Origin of the sequence: Actinoplanes sp. CA-051413, from assembly GCF_050955795.1 — a bacterium.
Taxonomy (GTDB): domain Bacteria; phylum Actinomycetota; class Actinomycetes; order Mycobacteriales; family Micromonosporaceae; genus Actinoplanes.
On sequence record NZ_CP192100.1, the window covers coordinates 5,693,847 to 5,719,204 of the forward strand.

General features: G+C 71.1%; 23 protein-coding genes. 13 read left to right on the forward strand and 10 right to left on the reverse strand.

Annotated elements, in window-relative coordinates; translation table 11 throughout:
- Nucleotides 1–28: 28 nt before the first annotated feature.
- Entirely contained in the window at nt 29–1,282 is a 1,254-nt protein-coding gene (locus tag ACQP2Y_RS26900; protein WP_433717809.1) for a sugar ABC transporter substrate-binding protein, read from the reverse strand.
- A 213-nt stretch (nt 1,283–1,495) separates the two neighbouring features.
- Between ACQP2Y_RS26900 and ACQP2Y_RS26905 the strand changes: the two genes are divergently transcribed.
- Complete coding sequence (locus tag ACQP2Y_RS26905) at nt 1,496–2,548, forward strand: LacI family DNA-binding transcriptional regulator (protein WP_360828894.1); 1,053 nt, start codon at nt 1,496–1,498, stop codon at nt 2,546–2,548.
- Nucleotides 2,549–2,827: 279 nt separating this feature from the next.
- Nucleotides 2,828–4,624, forward strand: coding sequence for a carbohydrate-binding module family 20 domain-containing protein (locus ACQP2Y_RS26910; RefSeq protein ID WP_433717810.1), 1,797 nt, complete (start codon nt 2,828–2,830; stop codon nt 4,622–4,624).
- A 49-nt stretch (nt 4,625–4,673) separates the two neighbouring features.
- Here the strand turns inward: ACQP2Y_RS26910 and ACQP2Y_RS26915 are convergent, their stop codons facing one another.
- The 6 genes from ACQP2Y_RS26915 to ACQP2Y_RS26940 are packed head-to-tail and all read right to left on the reverse strand — an operon-like array spanning nt 4,674 to nt 11,053.
- A complete protein-coding gene (locus tag ACQP2Y_RS26915) occupies nt 4,674–5,600 on the reverse strand; it encodes a 2-hydroxyacid dehydrogenase (protein ID WP_433717811.1) in 927 nt (308 codons plus the stop codon).
- Between the two features lie 5 nt (nt 5,601–5,605).
- Nucleotides 5,606–5,938, reverse strand: coding sequence for a hypothetical protein (locus tag ACQP2Y_RS26920; RefSeq protein WP_433717812.1), 333 nt, complete (start codon nt 5,936–5,938; stop codon nt 5,606–5,608).
- A complete protein-coding gene (locus tag ACQP2Y_RS26925) occupies nt 5,935–7,467 on the reverse strand; it encodes a hypothetical protein (protein ID WP_433717813.1) in 1,533 nt (510 codons plus the stop codon). Before ACQP2Y_RS26925 ends, ACQP2Y_RS26920 begins: the two co-directional genes overlap by 4 nt.
- Nucleotides 7,468–7,471: 4 nt before the next feature.
- The gene (locus tag ACQP2Y_RS26930; protein WP_433717814.1) at nt 7,472–9,079 is read right to left on the reverse strand and encodes a hypothetical protein; all 1,608 of its coding nucleotides are present in this window, start codon (nt 9,077–9,079) and stop codon (nt 7,472–7,474) included.
- 28 nt (nt 9,080–9,107) lie between these two features.
- Nucleotides 9,108–10,538, reverse strand: a complete 1,431-nt coding sequence (locus ACQP2Y_RS26935) for an extracellular solute-binding protein (RefSeq protein ID WP_433717815.1) — start codon at nt 10,536–10,538, stop codon at nt 9,108–9,110.
- The gene (locus tag ACQP2Y_RS26940; protein WP_433717816.1) at nt 10,535–11,053 is read right to left on the reverse strand and encodes an RNA polymerase sigma factor; all 519 of its coding nucleotides are present in this window, start codon (nt 11,051–11,053) and stop codon (nt 10,535–10,537) included. Before ACQP2Y_RS26940 ends, ACQP2Y_RS26935 begins: the two co-directional genes overlap by 4 nt.
- 180 nt (nt 11,054–11,233) lie before the next feature.
- Here ACQP2Y_RS26940 and ACQP2Y_RS26945 point away from each other — a divergent pair, with 180 nt between their 5' ends.
- Nucleotides 11,234–11,605 (forward strand): hypothetical protein, encoded by a 372-nt coding sequence (locus ACQP2Y_RS26945; protein WP_360542655.1) that lies wholly within the window; start codon nt 11,234–11,236, stop codon nt 11,603–11,605.
- A 6-nt stretch (nt 11,606–11,611) separates the two neighbouring features.
- On the opposite strand, the gene ACQP2Y_RS26950 is transcribed toward ACQP2Y_RS26945, so the two are convergent.
- On the reverse strand, nt 11,612–12,517 hold the full coding sequence (locus ACQP2Y_RS26950; RefSeq protein ID WP_433717817.1) for a helix-turn-helix domain-containing protein: 906 nt from the start codon (nt 12,515–12,517) through the stop codon (nt 11,612–11,614).
- A gap of 213 nt (nt 12,518–12,730) precedes the next feature.
- Here ACQP2Y_RS26950 and ACQP2Y_RS26955 point away from each other — a divergent pair, with 213 nt between their 5' ends.
- From ACQP2Y_RS26955 to ACQP2Y_RS26980, 6 genes are all read left to right on the forward strand, one after another.
- A complete protein-coding gene (locus ACQP2Y_RS26955) occupies nt 12,731–15,514 on the forward strand; it encodes a family 78 glycoside hydrolase catalytic domain (protein WP_433717818.1) in 2,784 nt (927 codons plus the stop codon).
- 26 nt (nt 15,515–15,540) lie between these two features.
- Nucleotides 15,541–16,851 (forward strand): ABC transporter substrate-binding protein, encoded by a 1,311-nt coding sequence (locus ACQP2Y_RS26960; protein WP_433717819.1) that lies wholly within the window; start codon nt 15,541–15,543, stop codon nt 16,849–16,851.
- A 64-nt stretch (nt 16,852–16,915) separates the two neighbouring features.
- Nucleotides 16,916–17,842, forward strand: coding sequence for a carbohydrate ABC transporter permease (locus ACQP2Y_RS26965; RefSeq protein ID WP_433717820.1), 927 nt, complete (start codon nt 16,916–16,918; stop codon nt 17,840–17,842).
- Nucleotides 17,839–18,696, forward strand: a complete 858-nt coding sequence (locus ACQP2Y_RS26970) for a carbohydrate ABC transporter permease (RefSeq protein WP_433717821.1) — start codon at nt 17,839–17,841, stop codon at nt 18,694–18,696. Before ACQP2Y_RS26965 ends, ACQP2Y_RS26970 begins: the two co-directional genes overlap by 4 nt.
- A gap of 230 nt (nt 18,697–18,926) precedes the next feature.
- A complete protein-coding gene (locus tag ACQP2Y_RS26975; RefSeq protein ID WP_433717822.1) occupies nt 18,927–19,760 on the forward strand; it encodes a DUF2268 domain-containing putative Zn-dependent protease in 834 nt (277 codons plus the stop codon).
- Nucleotides 19,761–19,793: 33 nt separating this feature from the next.
- Nucleotides 19,794–21,170 carry a serine hydrolase domain-containing protein gene (locus ACQP2Y_RS26980; protein WP_433717823.1) on the forward strand — a complete coding sequence of 459 codons (1,377 nt, stop codon included), beginning with the start codon at nt 19,794–19,796 and terminating at the stop codon, nt 21,168–21,170.
- A gap of 57 nt (nt 21,171–21,227) precedes the next feature.
- On the opposite strand, the gene ACQP2Y_RS26985 is transcribed toward ACQP2Y_RS26980, so the two are convergent.
- A complete protein-coding gene (locus ACQP2Y_RS26985; RefSeq protein WP_433717824.1) occupies nt 21,228–21,704 on the reverse strand; it encodes a DUF4241 domain-containing protein in 477 nt (158 codons plus the stop codon).
- A gap of 106 nt (nt 21,705–21,810) precedes the next feature.
- Here ACQP2Y_RS26985 and ACQP2Y_RS26990 point away from each other — a divergent pair, with 106 nt between their 5' ends.
- Entirely contained in the window at nt 21,811–22,086 is a 276-nt protein-coding gene (locus ACQP2Y_RS26990) for a hypothetical protein (RefSeq protein ID WP_433717825.1), read from the forward strand.
- A gap of 55 nt (nt 22,087–22,141) precedes the next feature.
- Here ACQP2Y_RS26990 and ACQP2Y_RS26995 read toward each other — a convergent pair whose 3' ends face one another.
- Complete coding sequence (locus ACQP2Y_RS26995; protein WP_433717826.1) at nt 22,142–23,002, reverse strand: alpha/beta fold hydrolase; 861 nt, start codon at nt 23,000–23,002, stop codon at nt 22,142–22,144.
- 90 nt (nt 23,003–23,092) lie between these two features.
- Here ACQP2Y_RS26995 and ACQP2Y_RS27000 point away from each other — a divergent pair, with 90 nt between their 5' ends.
- From ACQP2Y_RS27000 to ACQP2Y_RS27010, 3 genes are all read left to right on the forward strand, one after another.
- On the forward strand, nt 23,093–23,701 hold the full coding sequence (locus tag ACQP2Y_RS27000) for a TetR/AcrR family transcriptional regulator (RefSeq protein ID WP_433717827.1): 609 nt from the start codon (nt 23,093–23,095) through the stop codon (nt 23,699–23,701).
- Nucleotides 23,702–23,785: 84 nt separating this feature from the next.
- Nucleotides 23,786–24,505, forward strand: coding sequence for an SAM-dependent methyltransferase (locus ACQP2Y_RS27005; protein ID WP_433717828.1), 720 nt, complete (start codon nt 23,786–23,788; stop codon nt 24,503–24,505).
- A 211-nt stretch (nt 24,506–24,716) separates the two neighbouring features.
- Entirely contained in the window at nt 24,717–25,163 is a 447-nt protein-coding gene (locus tag ACQP2Y_RS27010; protein WP_433717829.1) for a hypothetical protein, read from the forward strand.
- Nucleotides 25,164–25,358 lie beyond the last annotated feature (195 nt).

Consider the following 25,358-nt stretch of genomic DNA (forward strand, 5'->3'; position numbering starts at 1 on the left):
CCCGCCGGGCGAGGTTCGGTGCAGTCGGTCATGACTTGATCTGGCCCGAGATCGTCTTGGCTGCCGCGGTCAGAGCCGTCTTCGGGTCGGCGCCGCCGACCACTGCGGACTCCGCCTTGCTGAACGGGTCCCAGACCGACGCCATCTCCGGGATCGCCGGCAGCGGCACCGCGTTCTTGCCGGCCTCGACGAACTTGGCCAGGTCCGGGTCCGCTCCCTTGACCTGGTCGTAGGCCGCGGTGAGCACCGGCGGGCGGGGTTCGGCCTGGTAGAGCGCCACGGCGAGCTCCGGCGTGGTGACGTAGTTGGTGACGAACTCCTGCGCCAGCGCCTTGTTCTTGCCCTTCGCCGCGACGTAGAACGACTGCACACCCAGGAACGGCTGGGCCGGCTTGGCGCCGGCGAAACCGGGCACGACCGAGATGTCGTACGCGATCTTGGCCTTCTTCACGTCGGTGACCGCCCACGGCCCGGAGACCAGGTACGCGCACTTGCCCGCGGTGAAGGTGGCGATGGAGTTCTCCACGGTGATCGACCGCTTCAGGGCGCCGTCACCCTTCTCGCCCAGCGCCCGGATCTTCTGGAAGGCGGCGATCGACTCGGGCTTGGCGATGCCGAGGTCGTTCTTGTCGTAGTCGCCGTTGGCCGCGGTGCCGAACAGGTAGCCGCCGGCCGAGCTGAACAGCGGGTACGCGTGGTAGGCGTCGCCGTTCTGTCCCACCTGGAGGCAGAGCAGCTCGCTCGCCTTCTTGCCGGACCGCAGCTTCTTGGCCGTCGCGACCAGATCCTCCATCGTGGCCGGGGCCTCGGGCGCCAGCTTGGTGTTGCGGATCAGCGCCAGGTTCTCGGTCGCGTACGGCACGCCGTAGACCTGGCCGTTGAAGGTGACCGCCTTGACCGCGTTCGGGGCCAGGCCCTGCTGCTGCTCGGCGGTCAGCTGCACCGGGTCGATCGCGCCGTTCTGCACGAGGTTGCCGATCCAGTCGTGCGCGCCGACCATCACGTCGGGCCCGCTGCCCTGCTGCGACGCGGTGACGAAGGTGGTCTGCTGGTCCTTGGAGATGGCCTGCACCTCGACGGTGACGCCGTTCTCCTGGCCGAACTTGTCGGCGAAGGGCTTGAGGGCGGCGGCGCGCTTGTCGTCGCCCCAGATGACCAGCTTGCCGCCGGCTCCGGCGGGCGCGGCGGAGGAAGGGGTTTCGGGATCGCCGCCGCTGCTGCAGCCCGCGGCGGCGAGCGCCAGGGCGAGAGCGGTGACGACACCCGCGGTACGGATGCGCATAATCTTCTCCTATCGGGCACGGCACGGCCCGAAGAGGTGGCACGGACATAAAGGGGGGAACCGGAAGCAAGGCCCCCATAGGCCCAGCTCGGCTGTTGCGGGGACGTTAGCAAGGGATTACCACCAATGGAAGACCTTGCAATGCTTCCGCAAGAAGTTCCAGACGCGGTCAGTCGGCGATCCCGCATCGCGGACGGCTCTATAGTGACGCCCATGCGCGCACGTTTGTCCGACATCGCGCGCCAGGCCGAGGTCAGCGAGGCGACGGTGTCGCGGGTCCTCAACGACCGGCCCGGCGTCTCCACCGAAACCCGCCAGGCGGTGCTGACCGCCCTCGATGTGCTGGGCTACGAGCGGCCCGAGCGGTTGCGCAAGCGCAGCGCCGGGCTGGTCGGCCTGATCGTCCCGGAGCTGGAGAACCCGATCTTCCCGGCCTTCGCGCAGACCATCGAGTCGGCGCTGTCGCAGAGCGGCTTCACCCCGGTGCTGTGCACCCAGACGCCGGGCGGCGTCACCGAGGACGAGTACGTCGAGATGCTGCTCGACCGCCAGGTGTCCGGCATCGTCTTCGTCTCCGGCCTGCACGCCGACACCACCGCCGACCACGAGCGCTACCGCCGCCTGGTGCAGCGGCCGCTGCCGATCGTGCTGATCAACGGGTACGCCGAGGGCCTGGACGCCCCGTTCATCTCCTGCGACGACCGGCTGGCCGGCGAGCTGGCGGTCTCCCACCTGGTCGCGCTCGGGCACACCCGGATCGGCTTCGTCTCCGGCCCGGACCGCTTCCTCAACGTGCAGCGCAAGCTGGCCGGCTACCGCGCCGCCATGCGCCGTGAGCTGGGCGCCGGCGACCGCGAGCTGGAGGAGCTGGTGGCGCTGACCCTGTTCGGTGTCGAGGGCGGCGAGGTGGCGGCGGGTCAGCTGCTCAGCCGGGGTGCGACCGGCATCGTGTGCGGTTCGGACCTGATGGCCCTGGGCGCCATCCGGGCGGCCCGCCGGCGCGGCCTGAGCGTGCCCCGGGACGTCTCGGTGGTCGGCTTCGACGACTCGCCGCTGATCGCGTTCACCGACCCGCCGCTGACCACGCTGCGCCAGCCGGTGGCGGCGATGGGCAACGCGGCGATCCGCCAGCTCGTCGACGAGATCAACGGCCACGGCGCGCCCCGCTCGGAGTACGTCTTCTCCCCCGAGCTGGTGGTGCGCGGCTCCACCGCGATCCACAAGGCCGGCCGGGCCGCCGAGAGCGTGGACATCACCGCCGCCTGACATCGGCGCGTAACGCTTGTTAAGTTGATCTTTGAAATTTCTTGCGGATGCAACGACCTGCGAGAACGCCGTCGACCTGCCCTTTCTCGGTGTCGACGTCCTTGATCAACTGTCTTTACTGCAAGAAGAACAGGACAGTGCCCGACAATCCGGGCAGACGTATCGAGAGCGGTCTCTTTACCGGCGCGAAACACCCTGATAACTTTTCCGGCACTTGCGCAAGAAGTTTCACGGTGCCGTCCCCCGCCGTACCGCTCCTCGCGTCCCCTGGAGGTCTCCATGCGTACCCGTCAGGTTGTCGCCGCCGCGACGACCGCCGTCCTGGCCACGGCCCTGCTGGCCGTCGGCGTCGTCCGCAACGCCGAGAACGCCGAGGCCTCCACCGCCTCGCCCGGCGCCAAGGACGTCATCGTGCACCTCTTCGAATGGCCGTGGGCCTCGGTCGCGAACGAGTGCACGACCACGCTCGGCCCCAAGGGCTTCGGCGGCGTGCAGGTCTCGCCGCCCCAGGAGCACGTGGTGCTGCCCGGCAGCGGCTATCCGTGGTGGCAGGACTATCAGCCGGTCAGCTATCAGCTCACCACCCGCCGCGGCGACCGCAACGCCTTCGCGAGCATGGTGCAGACCTGCCACGCCGCGGGCGTCAAGATCTACGTCGACGCGGTCGTCAACCACATGGCCGGCGGCGCGTCCACCGGCACCGGCAGCGGCGGCAACGGCTACAGCCACTACGCGTACCCGGCCGTGCCCTACGGCACCGACGACTTCCACCACTGCGGGCGCAACGGCAACGACGACATCGCCAACTACGGCGACAAGTGGGAGGTGCAGAACTGCGAGCTGGTCGACCTGTCCGACCTCAAGACCGAGTCCTCGTACGTGCGCGGCAAGCTCACCGCGTACCTCAACGACCTGGTCGGCCTGGGCGTCGACGGCTTCCGGGTGGACGCGGCCAAGCACATGCCGGCCGGCGACATGTCGGCGTTCATCGCGCCGGTCACCGGCGACCCGTACGTCTTCTCCGAGGTGATCGAGGGCGGCTCCGGTGAGCCCACGCCCGAGGAGTACGCCGGCTTCGGCGACGTGACCGAGTTCCGCTACGGCGACGTGGTGGGCGGCGCGTTCCAGAACGGCAACCTGGCCAACCTCAACAACCTGGCGAGCTCGATGCGGCTCAGCTCCGGTGACGCGGTGGCCTTCGTGGACAACCACGACACCCAGCGCAACGGCCGGGCCAAACTGACCTACAAGAACGGTTCCGCGTACGCGCTCGCCGAGGCGTTCATGATCGCCTGGCCGTACGGTGTCCCGCATATCATGTCCAGCTTCACGTTCTCCGGCCCCGACGCCGGCCCGCCCGCCGCGAGCAACGGCACCACCAACCAGGTGAGCTGCGGCAACGGCTGGGAGTGCGAGCACCGCTGGCGCACGACGGCCAACATGGTCGCGCTGCGCAACACGGCGGCCGGCGCCGGCGTCACCAACTGGTGGAGCAACGGCTCGAACCAGATCGCGTTCGGCCGCGGCAGCACCGGTTACGTCGCGTTCAACCGCTCCGGCTCGGCGCTGACCCGCACCTTCCAGACCTCGCTGCCGGCCGGGACCTACTGCGACGTGATGGCCGGGGACCTGTCCGGCGGCTCGTGCACCGGGCCGGCGTACACGGTGAACGGCAGCGGCCAGGTCACCGCGACCGTCGCCGCCAACGCCGCGCTCGCCCTGCACACCAACGCCCGTACGAGCGGGACCGGCACGCCGACCACGCCGCCGGCGGGCTGCACCACCGCCGCGACCACCTTCGCGGCGACCGTCAGCACCACCTTCGGCCAGAACGTCTTCGTCACCGGCAACACGGCGGCGCTGGGCAACTGGAACCCGGCCAACGCGGTCGCGCTGTCCTCGGCGACGTATCCGGTCTGGCGGGGCACGGTGTCGCTGCCGGGCAACACCGCGGTGGAGTACAAGTACATCAAGAAGGAAGGCTCAGCCGTGGTCTGGGAGAGCGACCCGAACCGTACGCGGACCACCGCCGCCGCGTCACCGTGCACGGCGACCTGGACCGACACCTGGCGCTGACGCCCTCGGCCGCCGCTGCCCGCCTCCGGACGGGTGGCGGCGGCCGGCCTCAGGACCGCAGCACCACATTGACCGGCTCGGCCCCGGCCAGCAGCAGGTCGAGCTGCCGGCGCACCAGCCGGGCCACCCGCGGCAGCATGGCGCTGGACATGCCCCCGGCGTGCGGGCTGATCAGCACGTTGGGCAGCCGGAACAGCTCATGGCCGGCCGGCAGCGGCTCCGGATCGGTGACGTCGAGGGCGAACCGCAGCCGCCCGGACCGGGCCTCCCGCAGCACCGCGGCGGTGTCCGCCACCCGCCCGCGCGCGACGTTGACGACGATCGCACCGTCGGGCAGCGCGGCGAGGAACGCGGCGTCCACAAGGTGCACGGTGTCCTCGGTCAGCGGCACCCCGACGACGACAACCTCGCACGTGGGCAACAGCTCCGGCAGCTCCGCGATGCCGTGCACACCCTCGCGGGCGGTACGCGCGACCCGTACGAGATCAACCTCGAACGGCGCCAGCCGGGCCTCGACCGCCTGCCCGACCCCGCCCTGCCCGAGCACCAGCACCCGCCGGTCAGCCAGGCTCGGATACCAGTCGGGCGCGATCGGCCCCGCGGCCCGGACATAGTCGGGGATGCCCCGCTGCGCGGCGAGCAGCAACGCGAGAGCCAGCTCGGCGGTGGAGGTCTCGTGCACCCCGCGGGCGTTGGCGTAGACATGCCCCGGCGGCAACACCTCGGCCACGCCGTCGTAGCCCAGATACTGCGCCTGGACCAGCCGGGTCCGCACCCCGGCCAGCTTGCGCAAGTGCTCGTTGCCCGGCACGTACGGCACGACCACGAGGTCGATGTCGTCCGCGGGCGCGGGACCGGTCATGTCCCAGCGCAGCACCTCAATCCGGGCCGAGATGTCACCGAGCGCCCCGGCGAGCTCCTCGCTGGGCAGGCTGATCCGGAGCCGGGCGATTCCCGCCTGTCGTGCCTGTTCCACGCCGGTCACTTCTTCCGGCGCAACCGGCGGCCGTCGGGGGTGATCGTGATGTCGGCCCGGGCCCCCGGGCCGGTGAAGACCACGCCGGCATCCACGATGGTGTTGTGGGGAGGCGGATCCCCGGCGGCTGGTGCCTCCCTGATCGGAGGCGCCTCCGGCGCCGGTGCGTCACCCCGGTGGCGCAGGTGCAGGGCCACGCTGCCGCCGGCCACGGCCAGCGCGAGCAGGAAACTGCCGACGCTCGCGTACTGGTCGGCGCGGCCGAGATCCTGGACGGCGAAGAACACTCCGGCGCCGGCGAGCAGCACGGCGAGCCCGATCGGAGCCGTCCACCTCATGAGCGCGACTTCTTACCAGCGGGCCGCTCGGCCGCCCGGCGGGCTTTCTCGCGGCGCTTGCGAACCTGCCGGTCGAACCTGGCCAGGTTGCCCGCACCGGCCGGCCCCGCATTGACCTCGCTCTTGCGGGTCAGCGTGTTGCCGGCACCGACCATCACGGCAGCGGCGAGATCCACCCGCCGGGTGCCTGGCGAGCGCCGCACGGTGGTGCCTCCCCCGTCCCCGCCCGTCGCGTGCCGCAGCAGCGCCAGGTCTTCGACCTTGCCGAGGGCGTCCATGATCGGCTGCTCCAGGCCGGCGTCGCCCTCTCCCGCGGCCAGCGCCCGCACCAGATCCACGCGTTCGTTCAGCAGGTCGGCAAGGGGGACGACGGTCTCCCGGACGTGATAGTGCGTCGCCGAGCGCACGTGCGAATCGTCGCCGAGAACCGCGACGTCCGGGTGGTCGAGATGGGTGTTGACCCGCGGCGCCACCCGCTCCCGGTAGGACTGCCGGCCGGGCTCAGGCGCCGGGTCTGCGATCCGGCGCAGCTGGTCGCGGAAGTCCTGGATGGTCTCCTCGCAAGGCTCGGCCAGCATCGCGGCGAACGATTCGACCGCGGCCGCATCCCGGTAGAGGCTGGCGCAGTCGAGTGACACCCGGCGCAGGTGGTAGTGGTCGACGGCGTCGAGCTTGCAGTCGTTCGCCACCACCACGGCTTCGGCATCGGTGGCCGCCACGTGCCCGGGACGGAAGAAGGTGCGCGCACCCGCGACGTTCACCTGGCCGTGCGCCGGGGATGCCACATCCAGCCATTTCGGCTGGCGGGTGGGCGCGGCGACCTGCTCGAACCCGACGCCCAGGCAGCCGGCGAGGCCGCCGAGCTCCTGATACAGCTGGTCGCGCCGCTGCCCGGGCAGCACACCCAGGGACTCGGCGATGTCGAGCTCGCGGGCCAACTCCCGGGCGGCGATCAGGGTGCGGACCAGCCGGGCGGGACGCGGCGCGCTGTCTCCGGCCTCGGCGCGCGACTCATCCAGCCGGTCGCGCAGGCGGAGCGCGGCTTCGTGGGTGCGGTCGAGCCGCTCGGCCGAGGCGTGCTGCCGGATCCGGTCGACGGCCTCAGCCGCGCCCGCCCATGCCTTGGCCGTGGGGCGCTCCCTGACTTTCGCGGTCTGCGCGCGCTTTGGCCCGAGGAGCGGGCCCGTGGGAATGGTCGCCGCGCGGTCGGTGACTCCGCGCGGGCGCAGCGGCTGTGAACGCGGGCGGCTCCAACCGGTGATCGATCCCAGGGCGTCGCCTGCGACCGGCTGCTCGGCCGGGCGCACCGACGCGGGCGCGGGCGCGGCCGGCCGGGCCCTGGGCCGCTCCTGGAACATCATCAAGACCTCCCGGCCGCACCTCAGGCACCCGCGTCGCTCGGCGTCAGAAAAGCATGACACGAAACCGGGCGCCCCCGAGCGTCCGATCAAGGACTTCCGCAGCTCGGCGTTGTCGGGAAACGCGCGGGACGGGAGGACCGGCAGAACCCGCCGGCCCTCCCGCCTCATCCCCCTACCGGACCGCGGTGGGCACCGTCGACGGCTCCCACGTCGGCGGGCTCGCCGCGATCGTGTCCCGGAGCGTGGCGAACCGGGACCCGGACGCCGGCGCCCCGGTCACCGTCGCCACCGCGAAGCGCACCAGCCTTTCCCGTACGTACGCCACGTTGGCCGGCCCGTGCTCGTTCTCCGAGTGCGGACCGCGGACCAGCGCCAGTTCCGCCCGGCCGCCGGCCCGCCGGTACGCGCTGAACGACGCCAGCGGGCCCTGGTACTCGTCCCACGCGCCCTGGGCGATGAAGGTGGCCGGCCAATCGCCCAGGCCGGCCAGGGGTTCGCTGGTGGGTGCGTAGATGAAGTGGTTGACCTCGGCCTGCGCGGCGGCGTAGACGAGGTCGCCCGGGTCGAAGAACGGGAAGCCCCACTGGGCCGAGAGCAGGAGCGCGCCGCGGATGTTGCGGTGTCCCCACGGCTCGGAGCAGGGCTGCCCCGGCGTGTCGAGGGCGCACCAGCGGTGCAGGTTCGCGTTCATCGCCCACTGGGTCGCGTACGCGCCCTGGCTGGCCCCGCCCAGCAGGATCGGCATGGTGCGGGCCAGGTGGCCGGCGCCCAGCATCCGCCGGGCGGCGTCGGCGCCGGTACGGGTGGTGCCGTCCGGGCCGAGCGCCCGCAGGCCGGTGCCGTCCTGCAGGGCGTCCACCATGCGCAGCATGTCCAGGCCCTGTTGCAGGGTGTTGTCCGCACTGAGGCCGCCGGAGATGCCGTGCCCGCGCTTGTCGACGGTCAGCACGTCGAAGCCGGCCCGGTGCAGCGCGAGCAGGTACTCGCGCCACTGCCGCGCACCCCATTTCTCCGTGCCCCGCGACGGGTAGCTCACGCCCAGGTACGCCCCCGTGGCGTCCTTGGTGTAGAGCGGGTCGGCGGGATCCTGCACGGCCGTCGTCTCGATGGTCCGGCCGCCGAGCAGGACGGCCAGTGCGCGGACCCGCCGGCCACCAGGCGCGCTCACGCCGGTTCCGCGCAGGTACCAGCCGCGCAGCCGCACCGGCTCGGTGCTACCGCGGTTGATCACCTCGTACGGTTCGGCGGGCACGGTGAACTCGACGGTGGACGTGCTCTTCTCCGCGGCGGCGATGCCTTCGGAGTACGGCGCGCGGCTGAAGTACGCGGGCCGGCGGATGTCGGCCAGGTCGACCCGGGCCGCGAACGGGTCGATGGCCCCGGTGGGGTCGACCAGGCCGGTGGACCGGAACTGCCCGGGCTCGTAGCCGGCCACGTCGGACAGCGCCGAGCACGGTGGCACCGCCCGGCACTCGTCGAGCCGGCGCTGCGCGGCCGCGAACGAGAACTCGCGCACCCGATAGTCGCCGGAGTAGCCGGCCGGCGCGGGCGTGAGCTGGCTGAACGGCACGCAGACGCGTCCCAGCTGGCGGTCCGGCACGGCGTAGCCCGGCAACGCCTTGTTGTGCGGGTAGCCGACCTGCGCGGTGCAGTCGGTCGGTGGAGCGGCGGCGTTCTCGTCCGGCGGTGACCCGTACGCCGGGGCGGGCAGGGTCAGAGCCAGGGACAGGGCGAGCAGGACGCCGGTCGTCGCGGCGATCCGGGCATGCGGAATCAGCACAGGTGCCTCCCGTGAACGGTGGTGGTGGTCAGCGGGTCGCGGCCATGGCGGCCACGAACTGGTCGGGGGTGATCTCGAGGCGGAAGAGTCGTTCGGTCTGGTCCAGGAGCTCGCCGGCGACGCCCGAAGGCAGGGCCTGGTCCCAGACGAGGGTGAAGGTGGGCGCGTCGGCGGCCAGCCGGTGGGTGAAGCGGGCGAAGTCGGCGTGCGGGTGGGCGGCCAGCCGTGGTTCCAGGTCGCGGACCGCCGGCACCTCGCCGGCCTCGAGCAGGCCGTCCAGGTACGCGTCCGACGTCACGGTCCGCAGCAGGAAGTCCACCGCCTCCGTCCGGTACGGGCTCTGCGCGTCGACAGTGAGGTAGTTGGCCGGTACGCCGACGAGGGCGGCTGGATCACCGATGCCGCCGGCCACCCGGGGGAACGGCACCCAGCCCAGGTCCCGGGTCGCGAACGCGGAGTCGGCGCGCAGCTGGTTGCCGTACTCCCAGCTGCCCATGACCTGCATGGCTGCCTGGCCGGCCGCGAGCGCCTGGGACGCGGCCCCGGACTCGTAGCCCATCACGTCGGCGGCCGGGCCGAACGCGCCGCGGTTCACCAGGTCCCGCACCAGCGTGGCCGCCTGCTTCAGCGCCGGGTCCCGCCAGGCGCCCGGTCGTCCGGCGGCGATGTCGGCGAAGACGCCCGCGCCGCCGATCCGGTCGGTGAGGTAGGCGAGGTACATCAGTGCGGGCCATCGCTCGCTGCCGCCCAGCGCGATCGGCGTGATGTCCTTGTCGCGGAAGGTGTCCACCGCGGTGAGCAGCTCGGCGTAGGTCCGCGGCGGGTCGAGGCTCGCGTCGGCGAACACCTTCTTGTTGTAGAAGAGCACAACCGGCTGGACCCCGGTCATCGGCAGGCCGTACAGCAGGTTGTCGACGCGGGCGCCGGCGAGCACGCAGGGCAGCAGCACGTCGGCCACCTCGGGGTGCGCGGCGACCGCGTCGGTGAGGTCAGTGGCGTGGCCGGCCCGTACCGGCTCGGTGAGGCTCGCGCCGCCCCAGTTCTCGTACACGTCCGGCGCCGGATCCGGCCACGGCCCGGCCATCACCCGCTTGTAGGCGTCGTTGCCGAAGGTGGACAGCTGCACGCTCACGTCCGAGCGGTCGTTGAAAGCGCCGATGCGGTCGCGCAGGCCGGGATTGCGGTCGGCGGTGCCGAGCGTCCACAGGTGGATGATGCCGGTGTGCGGCGTGGCCGGGGTCGTACGCAGGCCGAGGCGCGGGCCGGCCACCGCCACCACTGTGGCCAGCGCGACGAGTGCGGCCGCCGCGCCGGTGAGCATCCGTACGCGGCGCCGGCGGCGGGCGAAGCGTCGCCGGACCGTGCCGACCGCGTCGGCCGGGGCGCCGGGCAGCGCGGTCGCGGCCTGGGCCAGCGTGACGGCGAGCCGCCGGGCGAGCATGTCGTCGTCGGTGGTCATGGCGTCATCCTCAGCATCCAGTCGTGGCCGGGCTCCGCGTCCGCCTGGGCGCGCAGATGCTGCCGCAGCGCGCGCAGCGCCCGGGTGTAGCGGCTGGACACCGTGCCGCGCGGCTCGCCGGACATCGCGGCGATCTCGTCGAACGTGTACCGGAACAGCACGTGCAGCACGACCACGGTCCGCTCCGGCTTGCCCAGCGCGTGCAGCGCGTCCCACAGCGCCGGGTCGGTGACCCGCCGGTGGGCCGGATCCTCGCCGTCGCGGTCGGCGATGGTCGACGGCACCTCGCGCCGCCAGCGCCGCCACCGGCTGACGTTGCGGGTCACGATGACGCGCCGGGCGTACGCCTCGGGGTCGGTACGGACCGTGGCCCAGCGCCGCCACACCTCCACGACGGCGACCTGGGCCAGGTCGTCGGCCTCGGCCGCGCTGCCGCAGACGAGGTACGCGAACCGGCGCAGCGAGTCCAGCCGGGTACGCGCGAACTCGTCGGCGTCCTCCCCTGCGGCGCTCATCAGCCACCTCCTCGCCGGGCAGACGCTCACCGTGGTCGATGTGCTGCATCGCCGGGTGTCGGGTAGCCGACAGTTGCCGGGGCCGCACACCCTGTCCGATCGAGATCAGTCTTCGCCGATCACGATGGAACGCGTGGGTAGCTTCGCACTCCGCCCACCCGACCCCTGGAGGACAAAGACATGGCCGAGATGGACATTGCCCTCAAGGACGCCATGACCATCGACGGCGCCATCGGTGTCGCGCTGGTCGACCACACCAGTGGCATGGCGCTGGGTATCGCGGGCGGCACCCGCGACTTCGACCTCAACGTGGCCGCGGCCGGCAACACCGACGTCGTCCGGTCCAAGCTGCGCGCGATGGAGCTGCTGGGCATCCAGGAGCAGATCGAGGACATCCTGATCACGCTGGAGAGCCAGTACCACCTGATCCGGCCGCTGACCGCGCGCTCCGGGCACGGGCTGTTCCTCTACCTGTCGCTGGACCGCTCGCGGGCCAACCTCGCGATGGCCCGCCACCACCTGCGCCGCATCGAGAACCTGCTCAACATCTAGGACCGCTCACGGGGACCAGGAGCGCAGGCCCACCGAGTTGTGGGTGAAGCGGGACCGGTAGGCCGACGCGCTCAGGCCGTAGTGGGCGCGGAACCGCCGGGCGAAGTAGTTCTGGTCCGGCCAGCCGACCGACTCGCCGATCCGGCTGATCGCGTCGTCGGTGTGCAGCAGCCGGGCCGCCGCCAGCTCCACGCGGTGCCGCGACAGGTACGCCATCGGCGGCAGCCCGGTCGCCGACTTGAACAGCCGGACCAGGTAGCCGGGCGCCAGGTGCAGTGCCTCCGCGAGCTCGGTGAGCGTCCACTGGTGGGCCGGGCGGGCCTCCATCATCCGCATGGCGTCGACGACCGCGGGATGGGTGTGCCCGGTCCCGGCATCGACCCCGTCGACGACCGCCCGGGCAAGGCAGCTGAGGAACAGCGAGAGCCGCCCGATGATGTCGCCGCGGTGCCGGCTCACCGGCCGGAAGCGCAACTGATCGAGCGCGTCCAGGTGTTGCACGCACTCGGCGAGCAGCTCGGGTCCCAGCCGGGCGGTCAGGATGCCGCGCCGCTGGTCGGAATACGGCCCGGTCCAGAGCAGGTAGCCCAGCAGCGGGTCGGCCCTGGTCCAGGCAAGCTCGCGTTGCAGCAGCTCGGTGGAGAAGCAGCAGTTGTACAGGTCCAGGTGCCGGCAGTCGTCGTAGCCGTGCCACACGCCGGGGCGCAGCAGGATGACGTCGCCGATCTGGAGCTGCTGGCGGCCGGCGAGGCTGTGGTGCACGCCCGCGCCGCCGGTCATCACGGCGACCTCGACGAAGCTGTGCGTGTGCACGGGGTGCATCCCCTCGTGCAGGTAGTGCCCGGCGTAGGCCAGTGAGCCGTCGGAGAAATACAGCATGGCGTGCGAGTTCTCCACCGGTGGCTCGGCCATCCGCTGACCATACGACACCGGGCCGCGACCGGCGCCAGGTGCATTTCGTGCTACCACCGGTGCACTGCGGCCTATGTCACACCCGGGCCCGGGCGCAGGATCAGGGGGCGGACGAAACGTTCTCGCCACCCAGCCGAAACATCTCCGACGGCGTTCCGCGGTGCCGTTCTTGAATCGTTTCAGCCGCGGTGACCGACTCCCTCTGGAGTGCCCATGTCCCCCGCCGCCGCCCCCGCCGGGCTCCGCTTCGAGCACCACACCGCTGACCGGCCCGTCCTCGGCATCGGCACGCCCGCACCCCGGATCTCCTGGTACGTGCCGACCGCCCCGGACGACTTCCGGCAGAGCGCGTACCAGGTCGAGATCAGCCGGGCCCGCGGGCCGGTCGAGCTCACCACGATGACCTCGGCCGAGCAGGTGCTGGTGCCGTGGCCGGCCGCGCCGCTGGCCTCGCGGGAGTCGGCGCAGGTCCGGATCCGGGTCGGCGGCGCGGACGACGATTGGAGCGGCTGGAGCGCGCCGGCGGTCGTCGAGCGTGGCATCGACGACTGGGCCGCCCGCTTCATCAGCCCGGCGACGCTCGGCGGCGAGGGCATGCCCGCCCCCGTGCTGACCGGGACCGTGGTCCTGCCCGACGGCATCGTCAGCGCCCGGCTCTACGCCACCGCGCACGGCCTCTACACCGCCGAGCTCAACGGCGCCCGGGTCGGCGACCACGAGCTGGCCCCGGGCTGGACCAGCTACCAGCACCGGCTGCGCTACCAGAGCTACGACGTGACCGGGCTGGTCCGGCCGGGCGAGAACCGCCTCGACGTGCTGCTGGGCAACGGCTGGTACCGCGGCCGGCTCGGCTTCCAGGGCCGGCGCGGCCTGTACGGCGACCGGCTGGCACTGCTGGCCCAGCTGGAGGTGACCACCGCCGACGGCACCGTGCACCGGCTCGTCACCGACGAGTCGTGGCGCGCCGCCGACAGCGGAGTGCTCGCCGACGACCTCTACGACGGCCAGCGCACCGACCTGCGGGCCGGCGAGCGGCGGACGGACACCGTCGAGGTGATCGACGCGGACCTGGGCCGGCTGGTCGCGCCGGACGGCCCACCGGTACGGGTCACCGAGGTGCTGGCGGCGCAGCGGGTGTGGACCTCACCGGCCGGCCGGACACTGATGGACTTCGGCCAGAACGTCGTCGGCCGGGTCCGGCTGCGGGTCCGCGGCCTCGGCGCCGGTCACGAGGTGGTGGTCCGGCACGCCGAGGTGCTGGAGCACGAGGAGCTCGGCGTCCGCCCGCTGCGTACGGCCCGGGCCACCGACTCGTACGTGCTGGCCGGACCGGACGAGACGGTGTGCGAGTCCACGCTGACCTTCCACGGCTTCCGGTACGCCGAGGTGACCGGGGTGCCCGACCTGCGCCCGGACGATATCGAGGCCGTGGTGATCGGCTCCGACCTGCGCCGTACGGGCTGGTTCGAGTCCTCGCACGCGCTGCTGAACCGCTTCCACGACAACGTCGTCTGGGGCATGCGCGGCAACTTCGTGGACGTACCCACGGACTGCCCGCAGCGCGACGAGCGGCTCGGCTGGACCGGCGACATCCAGGTCTTCTCCCCCACCGCGAGCTTCCTGTTCGACAGCGCCGGCTTCCTCGGCAGCTGGCTCGCCGACCTCGCCGCCGAGCAGCAGAAGGACGGCTCGGTGCCGTTCGTGATCCCGGACGTGATCCGGCAACCGGGTCCGGCCACCGCGGCGTGGGGCGACGCGGCCACCATCGTGCCGTGGGTGCTCTACCGGCGTACCGGTGATCTCGGTCTGCTGGCCCGGCAGTTGCCCAGCATGCGCGCCTGGGTCGACCGGATGGCCGAGCTGGCCGGTCCGGACCGCTTGTGGTCCGGCGGCTTCCAGTTCGGTGACTGGCTCGACCCGACCGCGCCGCCGGACTCGCCCTTCCAGGCGCAGGCCGACCCCGACGTCATCGCCACCGCGCACCTCGCCCGGTCGGCCGAGATCGTGGCCCGGGCCGCCGAGCTGCTCGGCGACACCGCCGGCGCCCGGCACTACGACCTGCTGGCGGCGCAGGTCCGGGCCGCGTTCGCCCGGGAGTACGTGACCAGCTCCGGCCGCGTCCTCGGCGACGCGGCCACCACCTACGCCCTGGCCCTGCAGTGGTCCCTGCTGCCCGCGGAGGCCCAGCGGCAGCACGCCGGGCGGCGGCTGGCCGACCTGGTCCGCACCGCCGGTTTCCGGATCGGCACCGGCTTCGTCGGGACGCCGCTGATGACCGACGCGCTGACCGACGCCGGGGAGGAGGAACTGGCGTACCGGCTGCTGCTGCAGACCGGCTGCCCGTCCTGGCTCTACTCGGTGACGATGGGCGCGACCACGGTCTGGGAACGCTGGGACAGCATGCTGCCCGACGGCAGCATCAACCCGGGCGAGATGACCTCGTTCAACCACTACGCGCTCGGCGCGGTGGCCGACTGGCTGCACCGGCGGGTCGCCGGACTCGCCCCGGCCGCGCCGGGCTACCGCCGGCTGCTGGTCCGGCCGGTGCCCACCCATGCGCTCACGTCCGCTTCGGCGCGGCACCTGACCCCGTACGGCGAGGCTGCCGTCTCGTGGCGGCGGGCGGACGGGCAACTGCGGCTCAGCGTCACCGTTCCGGTGGGTGCCGAGGCTGAGGTGCACGTGCCGGGCGTGGCGGCGGCGGTCGAGGTGCGGCACGGCACCCACGATTGGACCGTGCCCGACCCGTACGCCGAAGCGCCCGTCCTGGCCGCCGAGCCCACCATCCGCGAGGTCATGGACCACCAGCCGGCCTGGGCGCAGGTGGTGGCCGCGGCCGAGGCGGCCGGCGCCGGCGACGAGGCGCAGGTGGCCCGGCGGCTGCGGCCCTACCTGGACGCCCCGGCGACCGCCATGGTCGACGCCCTCACCGCCGGAGGTTTCGTCCCCGGCGCCGTCGAACTACAGGCCCGGCTGGCCGGGCTGTCCTTCCTCTGACAACAACTTCTCCTGGAGGCCCCCTGATGAGATTCCGACCCTTGATCCTGCTCGCCGCCACCGCGCTGGCCCTCTCCGCCTGCAGCGCCGGCAGCCTCGGCTCCAGCGACGACGAAGGCGGCGGCAAGGTCGCGCTCGCCTTCCTGGTCGACAACTCCGAGGACAGCGTGCGGATCGGCGAACAGCTCGCCAAGGACTTCACCGCCGCCAACCCGGACATCACCGTCAAGGTCGAGACCCGCCCGCAGGGCACCGAGGGCGACAACCTGGTCAAGACCCGGCTGTCCACCGGCGACATGACCGACGTCTTCCAGTACAACTCCGGGTCGCTGTTCCAGGCGCTCGCCCCGCAGAAGAACCTGGTGGCGCTGGACGACCAGCCCTGGGCGGGCCAGCTCGACGACAACTTCAAGACCACCGTGTCGACCGGCGGCAAGACCTACGGCGCGCCGTGGGGCGGCTTCATCGCCGGCGCCGTCATGTACAACCGGGCCGTCTACGCCAAGCTCAACCTCCAGGTCCCGAAGACCTGGGCCGAGTTCATGGCCAACAACGCCAAGATCAAGGCCGCCGGGATCGCGCCGGTGATCCAGACCTACCAGGACACCTGGACCTCCCAGCTGTTCGTGCTGGGCGACTTCCACAACGTCACGGCGGCCGAGCCGGACTTCGCCGACAAGTACACGAAGAACCAGGCCAAGTACGCCACCTCGGCGGCCGCGGTCAAGGGCTTCCAGCACCTGCAGGAGGTGCACGACGCCGGCTACCTCAACAAGGACTTCGCCTCGGCCAAGTTCGACGACGGGCTGAAGAAGCTGGCCAAGGGCGAGGGCGCGCACTACCCGATGCTGTCCTCGGCCATCAGCACCATCGTGGCCAACTACCCGGAGCAGGCCAAGGACGTCGGCCTGTTCGCCATCCCGAGCGACGACGCCACCCGAAACGGCCTGACGGTCTGGTCCCCGGCCGGCGTCTACATCCCCACCTCGACCGAGGGCGCCGCCCTGGAGGCGGCCAAGAAGTTCCTCGGCTTCATCGCCAGCCCGGCCGGCTGCGCCTCCGCCGGCACCGCGAGCACCCCGGTCGGCCCGTACGCGGTCAAGGGCTGCGCGCTGCCGGCCGACGTCACCCAGGTCGCCAAGGACACCCAGCCGTACCTGGACCGCGACGGCGGCTCCAGCCTGGCGCTGGAGTTCCTGTCCCCGATCAAGGGCCCGGCGCTGGAGCAGATCACCGTGGAGGTGGGCTCGGGGATCCGCAAGGCGGCCGACGGCGCGGCCCTCTACGACAAGGATGTGCAGAAGCAGGCCCAGCAGCTCGGGCTCGAGGGCTGGTAGCAACCGCGGTGGCGCCCCGGCCGGCCGGTGACGACGGGCCGGGGCGCAGGCCAAGGAGGACCCCATGGTGACGACAACCATCGACAAGACGCCGTCCCGGCCCCGGACCGCGGCCACCCCGGCACCGGGCGGCAAGGCGCGCAGCCCGTACCCGTACTGGTTCTACCTGCCCGCGGCCGTGATCTACGGCCTGCTGTTCATCATCCCGACCATCACCGCGTTCTACTTCAGCCTGACCCGCTGGACCATCTTCGACTCGCAGTTCATCGGCCTGGACAACTACGTCACGTTCTTCCGTGAGCCGGCGCTGGTCTCCGGCCTGACCCACACGCTGATCTACGCGGTGGTCACCTCCGCCGCCAAGGTCGTGCTGGGCATGCTGCTGGCGCTGCTGCTCACGTCCCGGATCGTCGGGCGCGGCTTCCTGCGCTCGGTGGTGTTCTTCCCAGTGCTGGTCAGCACGATCGGGGTCGGCCTGACCTTCACCGTGCTGATGAACCCGGACCAGGGCCTGATCAACGACGCGCTGGCGGTGATCGGCATCGACGGGCCGGCCTGGCTGACCGACCCTAGCTACGCGCTGCTGTCGGTGGCCCTGGTCGACGTTTGGAAGGGCGTCGGGCTGGCCACGGTCATCTACATCGCGGGCATCGTGAGCATCCCGAGCGAGTACTTCGAGGCGGCCAAGGTCGACGGCGCGGGCGCCTGGGACAACTTCCGCCGGATCATCCTGCCGCTGGCCCGCCCGGCCACGGTCACGGTCATCCTGCTGTCGCTGATCGGCGGGCTGCGCTCGTTCGACCTGATCTGGGCCATGACCCGCGGCGGGCCCGGCTTCACCTCCGACGTCATCGCCTCGGTGATCTACAAGCAGTACCAGGCCGGTTTCTACGGCCTGTCCACCGCCGGCAACGTCGTGCTGTTCCTGGTCGTGACGGCGATCGTGTTCCCGCTGTCCCGGCTGCTCAACCGCAAGGAGGTCGACCTGTGAGCGCCGCGCCCGCTTCCGTACCGCGCCGCAAGCCGCGCCCGAACTACCTGCTCAGCGCCGTCGCGATCCTGGCCTCGCTGGTGGTCTTCGTGGTGCCGTTCGTGTTCATCGTGCTGACCGCGGTGAAGGACCGGCGGCAGGCGGCCGAGTTCGACTTCTCCTGGCCGCAGCAGTTCCAGCTGGTGCAGAACCTCGTCGACGTGGTTCAGGCCCGCGACTACCTGCTGATCATCGCCTACATCAACAGCACCATCCTGACGGTGGCCAGCGTGAGCATCATGGCGGTCACCTCGGCGATGGTCGCGTACGTGCTGCAACGCCGGCGCAGCCGGTGGAACGGCTTCGTCAACTTCCTGGTGCTGTCCGGGCTGATCATCCCCCCGGCGGTGGTGCCGACGATCTGGGTGCTGCAACGCCTCGGGCTGTTCCGCACGATGCCCGGCCTGATCCTGGTCGAGGTGGCCTTCGGGCTGGCCTTCTGCGTGCTGCTGTTCCAGGCGTTCATCGCGACGATCCCCCGGGAACTGGACGAGGCGGCGGTGATCGACGGTGCGGGCCCGGTCCGGCTGTTCTTCCGGGTCATCTTCCCGCTGCTGCGCCCGGTGATCGTGACGGTCGTGCTGGTGCAGTCGGTCTTCGTCTACAACGACTTCGTGAACCCGCTGTACTTCCTGCCGGGCGAGCAGAACGCGACCGTGCAGCTGACCCTGTACAACTTCAACAGCCAGTTCAACACGCAGTACAACCTGCTGTTCATGGACATCCTGCTGATCACGATCCCGCCGCTGATCATGTTCCTGGCCTTCAACCGCCAGATCGTGGCCGGCATGACCGCGGGCGCGGTGAAGGGCTGACTCAGAGCCATGTCCCGGTCATGGCGACGAGGCGGGCGGCGACCGCGCCGGGATCGACCAGCTGTGCAGGTGGCCGCCGGGGAGCTGGTCGGCGTGAGCAACGTGGACGAGCCGCCGTCCTAGGGAGGGCACTGCGGTCGCCCCTCCGGAAGCGGCCAGCAAGCCGCCGGCCTTGATGGTCCTCATTGTCTCCTGGTGTACATCGCTGAGGGCTCTGCCACGATTTCACGATGATGATCCAAGACCTCGTGGCACCGTTCGCTGAGTTCGCCGACGAAAAGCCGGACGATGACATGACCACCCGATGGCGGAAACGGGTCGTCGAGCCCCATGCGGAGATCTATCGCGTGATCGAGCCGTGGATGGGCGTAGCCGACGCCGGTCAAAGACTGCCCGACCTGGTACGGAGCCGCGACGAGCTGGTGGTTCGGGCACGACGGGCTCAAGAGGCCGTGCACCGAGCTCACAGCTTGCTCAGGCGTGCCCTACCGGACGCCGGCCGGATGAATGCCGTGGTGCTTGTCGGGCTGGGTAAGGCGAATGGATGGGCTACTCCCGTCAACGGGACACCGACCCTGTTTCTCGCGGTCGACCGGCTACCCGAGCCCGGCTACGACGTCGTGCTGGCCCTGCACGAGATGCTGCACGCCGAGCACCTGCGACGCGCCTCCCATGACTGGCCGGACAACCGGGTGGATGCCGACCTCTTCCGGGAAGGGCTCGCCGTGCACGTCACGGCCCGCCTGATACCGGAGATGGATGCCAGCGGACACCTCTGGTTCGCGCCAGGACACCACGAGTGGATTCTACGATGCCAGGACCGAGAAATGACCTTGAGGCGGCGGCTATTGGCTGATCTGCGCCGTACGGACAGGTCAAGCGCCTGGTTCAGTGGCGCCGCTGATCGCGATGGTGACCTGCCCGGTCGGTGCGGTTACTGGCTCGGCTGGCGCCTGCTCGATCGCATGATGGTTGATACCTCGCTCGAGGCTGCGATGCACTGGCCTCTGCCTGAGGTGTCATCGAGGCTTCAGCACCTCCTGGAAGAGCCGGTGCCGGGTTGACACGGCTGTGCGGGCCGCCGATAGGTTCGCCGCATGTCATCGATCCCGCCAGAGCTGTTGCCGGATACTCGTCGTGCGCTGGTCCACCGGCTGGCCACAGGTCAGGTGCAAGGGCGGGCGCCTTCGGTCGTCGCTGCCGTGGTGCGTGACGGCCAACCGGTGTGGGTGGACGGCTGGGGAACGGTGGACGGCCGGGTGCCGGACGGTGACATCCAGTACCGGATCGGCTCGATCACCAAGACATTCGTGGCCGTGCTGGTGCTGCGCCTGCGCGACGAGGGTCGGCTCGCGCTGACCGACCCGCTGGCCCGGTACCTGCCCGACACGGTGGCGGGCGAGGTCACCATCGGTGCCTTGCTGGCGCACACCGCCGGCCTGGTCTCCGAGGCACCCGGTCCGTGGTGGGAACGAACCCCGGGGACGCTGCGCCCTGAGCTGCCCGACGTGCTGGGCAGCGATCCGCGGGTGCATCCGGCCGGACAGCGCCATCACTACTCCAACCCCGGCTACGCACTGCTCGGCGCGCTGGTGGAGCGAGTTCGCGGTCAGGCGTGGGGCGAGGTCCTGCGGCGTGAGGTGCTGGAACCGCTCGGGATGACCCGGACCACCCTGCTGCCGGTCGCACCGCACGCCACGGGCTGGGCGGTGCACCCCTGGGCTGATGTGCTGCAGGCGGAGCCCGCCGTGGACACCGGCCTGATGGCACCCGCCGGGCAGCTGTGGTCGACCGCAACGGACCTGGCCCGGTTCGCCGCGTTCCTCATCGACGGCGACGAGCGGGTGCTGCATCCGGACACCGTCGCGCAGATGCGCGCCCCGGCGAGTCCGCCGGAGGCGAAGGACTGGGACCACGGGTACGGGCTCGGCATGCAGCTGCTGCGCCGCGACGGCCGGCTGCTGGCCGGACACACCGGCTCGATGCCGGGCTTCGTCGCCACCGTCTGGGTCAGCCCCGAAGACGCCCTGGGCGCAGTCGCGCTGGGCAACGTGACCTCTGGCCTGGCCGTCAGCTCTCTGGCCGCTGACCTGCTGCAGACGGTCGCCGAGCGAGAGCCACGGATTCCGGCGCCGTGGCGTCCGTTGCCGTCGGTCGAGCCGCAGCTCCTGGAGATCGCCGGCCCGTGGTACTGGGGGCCGGCCCCGTACGTGTTGCGCCCGCTGGCCGACGGCTTCCTGGAGCTGGGCCCATTGTCAGGGGGCGGACGCGGCACCCGGCTGCGCCCCACCGGCGACGGCAGCTGGGAGGGGCTCAGCGGCTACTTCGCCGGCGAGCGGCTACGGGTCCAACGCGACGCTGCCGGCGCGGTCAGCCACCTCGATCTGGGCACGTTCATCTTCACCCGGCAGCCCTACCACCCCGAGGGGCCGGTGCCCGGCGGTGTCGATCCGGCTGGTTGGCGGGCCGGCTGACTGTGGCCGAGGCTCCAGCGATGCCCAGACCGCGTAGTTGTCGGTCGCGTTCCTGTGCTAATCGAGCGGGATGACGCGGAAGTCGGTGACGAAGCCGACGATCCGCCCGTCCTCGGCCCTGCCCACATAGGTTGCGTACACGCCGTCTCCCCACCCTGAACCGACGACGTACACGTTCGCCGCCGTGCGCTCGTCGACGACCGCGGCAATGACGGCTTCGATCGGGTCAGCGGGGATCTGCGCCGGGATGAACGTCTCTTCGATCTGCTCGTAGTCCCACTGGCTCAGCGCCTCGATCGCGACCTGGTCGGCGAGCGTGCCGGTGCCCGCGTCCACCCCGTATCCGAAGAAGCCATCGTCGCCCAGAGCGGTCACGTCCTGTCCTGGGAGCAGTGCCATGGTCCATTCGGCGACCGGCTCATCCGCGACCACCAGGTGCAGAGCGGCTATCCGCCGTTGCGACTCCGAGCCGTCCTTGGACAGAACCGCGACCGAGGCCCGCAGGGGGGTAACGGCCCGGCGCCACCGCGTCAACGAACGGCGTGGCCTGCGGGACGAGCGGGTCGCACCCGACGACCTTGCCGGTCGGCAGCACTACCGGACCGAGCTCACGAGGCTCGACAACGTAGACGATCCCGTCGTGCTCGACGCGATGCCCAGCGGTCAGGACCAGATCAAGATCGGGCACGTACGGCATGCCGCGCAGCCTATCCAGATCACCGTCGTGCGGGTGTGGACTGCGGCGGGTCCGCAGGTTTGGCCTTCTGTGGGTAGATCGTCAACTCTTCAAGTTCGGCTTTTGCCACCACGGCAGGCTGACCGCGCATCGCGACGGCAGCCCCCGCTCGGCCACGTCGACAGCCGGCAGCGCGCCTTGTCGGCGGCAGATCCGGATGTCTGGTTCTGGCAGGTCTGAGCGACCCATATCAATGACGAGGCTCGTTCATGGCGACCTACCGTTCAGGCGGATGTCAGCGCGGCATGCGGGCGATCACGTCGTCCCAAATGCTTTCGGGCCAGTCGTGGCCGACGCCGGGGTATTCCACGAACTGCGCGCCGGGGATCTGGGCGGCCAGGTCATGGCCCGCGCTCGGCTTGAGCATGGGATCGTCGGCGCCCGAGACGACCAGGGTGGGCGTGGTGATGCCGGACAGCGGCGGCAGCTTCACGGCCCGGCCGGCGGCGAGGTGCCGCTGGGTGGTGCGTGGATCGCGTGGCGCGCGGGTGTGGCTGAGCGTCGCCGCTTCGCGGACCCACTTCTCCGGGAACGGGTAGCCGGGCGAAGCCTGCGCCCGGTAGATCGCGACCAAATTGTCGATCTCCTGCTCGGGTGTGGTCGCCTTGGGCAGCTTGCGGAATTCGCGGAAGATGCCGAACTTGAGATAGCGAAGGGTCTGCAGAACTCCCGCAGTGGCCGGGCTGCTCATGCAGAGCGTGAGTCCGCGGACCCGCCCGGGGTGCAGCAGCGCTATGGCCTGCGCGATCGCCGACGTGCCGCCCAGGATGTGCGCTTCGGACCAGCCGAGCGCGTCCATCACCGCGAGCCCGTCGGCGGCCATGTCGGCGATTGTGTAGAGGGGGCGAGTGCGGCCGAGCAGCGCCCGCCAGGGGCTGCCGTCCGCCGGCTGCGGGTAGTGCGTGGACAGGCCGGTGTCTCGGTTGTCGTAGCGGGCCACGTGATAACCCGCCTCGACCAGGCGCTCGCAGAACTCGTCGGGCCACCAGACCATCTGATAGTCCAGTCCCAGGACCAGCAGCAGCGGCTCACCGGCCGTGCCGAAGGTCTCGTAAGCGATCCTGACGTCCCCGTTCACGGCGTACTCGATGCCCATGTCGGCCTCCCCCATATTTTGTAATGCGATCGCATGATAACGGTCTGCGGGCGGCTATGGCAATGCGTCCGCATGAGATAGGTTCGGTGGGTGCCGAAGCAGGTCGATCACGAACAACGCCGCCGCCTCCTGGCCACAGCGGTCTTCGCCGTCATCAGCACAGAAGGGTTCGAGGCAGTGAGCCTGCGTGACGTCGCCGACCAGGCCGGCGTCTCGATGGGCACCGTGCAGCATTACTTCCCCACCAAGCACCAGATGCTGTCGTTCGCGCTGTCTCACATGCGCGAACGCGTGATGGCCCGGCTCCAGGCCGCCATCGCCGCTCTGCGTGAGCCCACCCGGCGTGACCTGATTCGTGCCGCTACCGCGGTGATGCTCCCGGTCGACCCGGCCGGCCACGAAGAGGCGTGCGTGAACATCGCGTTCTTCTCTGCCGCGACTGTCACACCGACGTATGCCGAGCAGCTTCGCGACGGATACGGACGCATCCTCACGGTGTCGGTCGCCAACTTCCGCGAGGCGTCTCGGCTGAGCGAATTACGCGACGGGGTCGATCCCGACGTGGAAGCACCCGCCCTCTACTTCCTCACCCAGGGCCTCGTTGGGCCGATCCTTGTCGGCCTCTACAGCCCGGACCAGGCACTGGCCCTCATTGACGCCCAACTCGACCGAGTGTTTCGTCCGACATCACCGATCTGACCGGCGCTCTCCGTCCCGGGGATGACCGCAGGACCGATCCCTGGACCGATGCGATCGAGCCCCCGACAACGGTCTAGTAGAGGCATGACGAACGATCTCGCTCCCGCCCGCCACCGCGGTTCCTACGGCATCGACGCCCCGTACCTGCTCGCCGTACCGGCGGCGCTCGTTCTGTCCACCTGGTGGCAGGTCATCATCACGAAGTCCGCCTGGCCACTGGTCGGTGCGGGGCTGATCCTCGTCTGTGTCGGGCTTTCGGTGCATGCCACCAAGCGGGGCAAGTTCGTCGTCTGGGGCGAGCTGCTCAGGTCGCTGCGCGGCGACGAGCGGCTGCTCGACATCGGCTGCGGGCGTGGTGCGGTGCTGATGACCGCGGCCCACCGGCTGCCGCGTGGCCGGGCCGTCGGCGTCGACCTGTGGCGGACGCAGGACCAGTCGGGCAACTCAGCCCAGGCGACCCGGCGCAACGCCTTCCTCGAAGGTGTCGCCGACCGGGTCGACGTGGAGACCGGTGAACTGACCGACCTGCCGTTCCCGGCCGGATCGTTCGACGTGGTGGTCTCCATGGGCGCGCTGCACAACGTCGGCCGGGACCGGGTCGACCTGGCGATCGACGAGGCGGTGCGGATGCTGCGCCCCGGCGGCCGTCTGCTGATCGCGGACATCCGGTTCACCCGCCGCTACGAGCGGCGCCTGCGTCACCTCGGCTTCCGCGATGTCGCCCGGCGTGAGCTCGGCTGGCGGCTCTGGTGGAGCGGCCCGTGGCTGCGCTCGACCCTGGTCACGGCCACCCGGCCGGCGTAGCGGAACGGCGTCGCCGTACGGGAAACAAAGAAAGCCTGCGTGGCCATGTCGATCAGCTGACCGAACCGCCTCCGATCAGGCCCAGCACGTCGGCGAGCTTGCGCCGACGCGGGCCCGGCTCGTGCGGACTGAGGATCGCCGAGCCTGTTCGGACTGATCTTGCAGGCCAGCACCGGTAGGCAGGTGCCGGAGTCAGGGTGCGCCACCGCGGTTGACGGCCCCGGAGGCGGTCTGTATCCATGGCGATATGACGCGCCGGTCGTTGGTGGTTCCCGTGGGGATCGTGGTGGCCACGGTCGTCGCCGCGATGGTCGTGCTCGTGGGCGGAGGGCCGGATCGCTGGGGGTACGCGCTGGCGCTTCTGATCGGGGTTCCGCTTCTTGTCGCCATGGGCGGCGGTTCCGATGCCGGACGGGCCGCCATGCCGCCGCCGGCCGAGCCCTCATCGACCGCGGAGCGCACGATCCGGCTGGTGTCCGTCCTGCCCGTGGTGCTGCTACAGCTGGGGTTCGTGGCGGTGATGGTGTGGCAGGTGGTCGCCTCGGTGGCCGCCGGCGACGTGGTGTTCGCGGTGGCGCTGGTTCCGTTGATCATGTACAGCGCCTGGCGAGGCCGGCAGATCAGCCGACGGCTGGGGCGCCGGCCGGCGGAGCCGTGAGAGACGCCTGTCGGCGCTATGTAACGGGTGAGACCTCTTCGCCGGCTCCGGCTTCGCCGACCGGCTCGCAAGGCCTTGGCGTGGCTGACCGCCGACCGCAGGCTGGCCCGCGACTACGAAAGCCGGCCACGGGTCGCCGAGGCCCTCATCCCGCTGGGCCGCGATCGCCGGCACGGCCCGCCGGATCACCCGCGG

Coding starts and splice junctions, on each gene's coding strand:
- ACQP2Y_RS26900 (WP_433717809.1), bottom strand. CDS start 1,282: ATGCGCATCCGTACCGCGGGTGTCGTCACCGCTCTCGCCCTGGCGCTC.
- ACQP2Y_RS26905 (WP_360828894.1), top strand. CDS start 1,496: ATGCGCGCACGTTTGTCCGACATCGCGCGCCAGGCCGAGGTCAGCGAG.
- ACQP2Y_RS26910 (WP_433717810.1), top strand. CDS start 2,828: ATGCGTACCCGTCAGGTTGTCGCCGCCGCGACGACCGCCGTCCTGGCC.
- ACQP2Y_RS26920 (WP_433717812.1), bottom strand. CDS start 5,938: ATGAGGTGGACGGCTCCGATCGGGCTCGCCGTGCTGCTCGCCGGCGCC.
- ACQP2Y_RS26925 (WP_433717813.1), bottom strand. CDS start 7,467: ATGAGGCGGGAGGGCCGGCGGGTTCTGCCGGTCCTCCCGTCCCGCGCG.
- ACQP2Y_RS26935 (WP_433717815.1), bottom strand. CDS start 10,538: ATGACCACCGACGACGACATGCTCGCCCGGCGGCTCGCCGTCACGCTG.
- ACQP2Y_RS26940 (WP_433717816.1), bottom strand. CDS start 11,053: ATGAGCGCCGCAGGGGAGGACGCCGACGAGTTCGCGCGTACCCGGCTG.
- ACQP2Y_RS26945 (WP_360542655.1), top strand. CDS start 11,234: ATGGCCGAGATGGACATTGCCCTCAAGGACGCCATGACCATCGACGGC.
- ACQP2Y_RS26950 (WP_433717817.1), bottom strand. CDS start 12,517: ATGGCCGAGCCACCGGTGGAGAACTCGCACGCCATGCTGTATTTCTCC.
- ACQP2Y_RS26955 (WP_433717818.1), top strand. CDS start 12,731: ATGTCCCCCGCCGCCGCCCCCGCCGGGCTCCGCTTCGAGCACCACACC.
- ACQP2Y_RS26960 (WP_433717819.1), top strand. CDS start 15,541: ATGAGATTCCGACCCTTGATCCTGCTCGCCGCCACCGCGCTGGCCCTC.
- ACQP2Y_RS26965 (WP_433717820.1), top strand. CDS start 16,916: ATGGTGACGACAACCATCGACAAGACGCCGTCCCGGCCCCGGACCGCG.
- ACQP2Y_RS26975 (WP_433717822.1), top strand. CDS start 18,927: ATGATGATCCAAGACCTCGTGGCACCGTTCGCTGAGTTCGCCGACGAA.
- ACQP2Y_RS26980 (WP_433717823.1), top strand. CDS start 19,794: ATGTCATCGATCCCGCCAGAGCTGTTGCCGGATACTCGTCGTGCGCTG.
- ACQP2Y_RS26995 (WP_433717826.1), bottom strand. CDS start 23,002: ATGGGCATCGAGTACGCCGTGAACGGGGACGTCAGGATCGCTTACGAG.
- ACQP2Y_RS27005 (WP_433717828.1), top strand. CDS start 23,786: ATGACGAACGATCTCGCTCCCGCCCGCCACCGCGGTTCCTACGGCATC.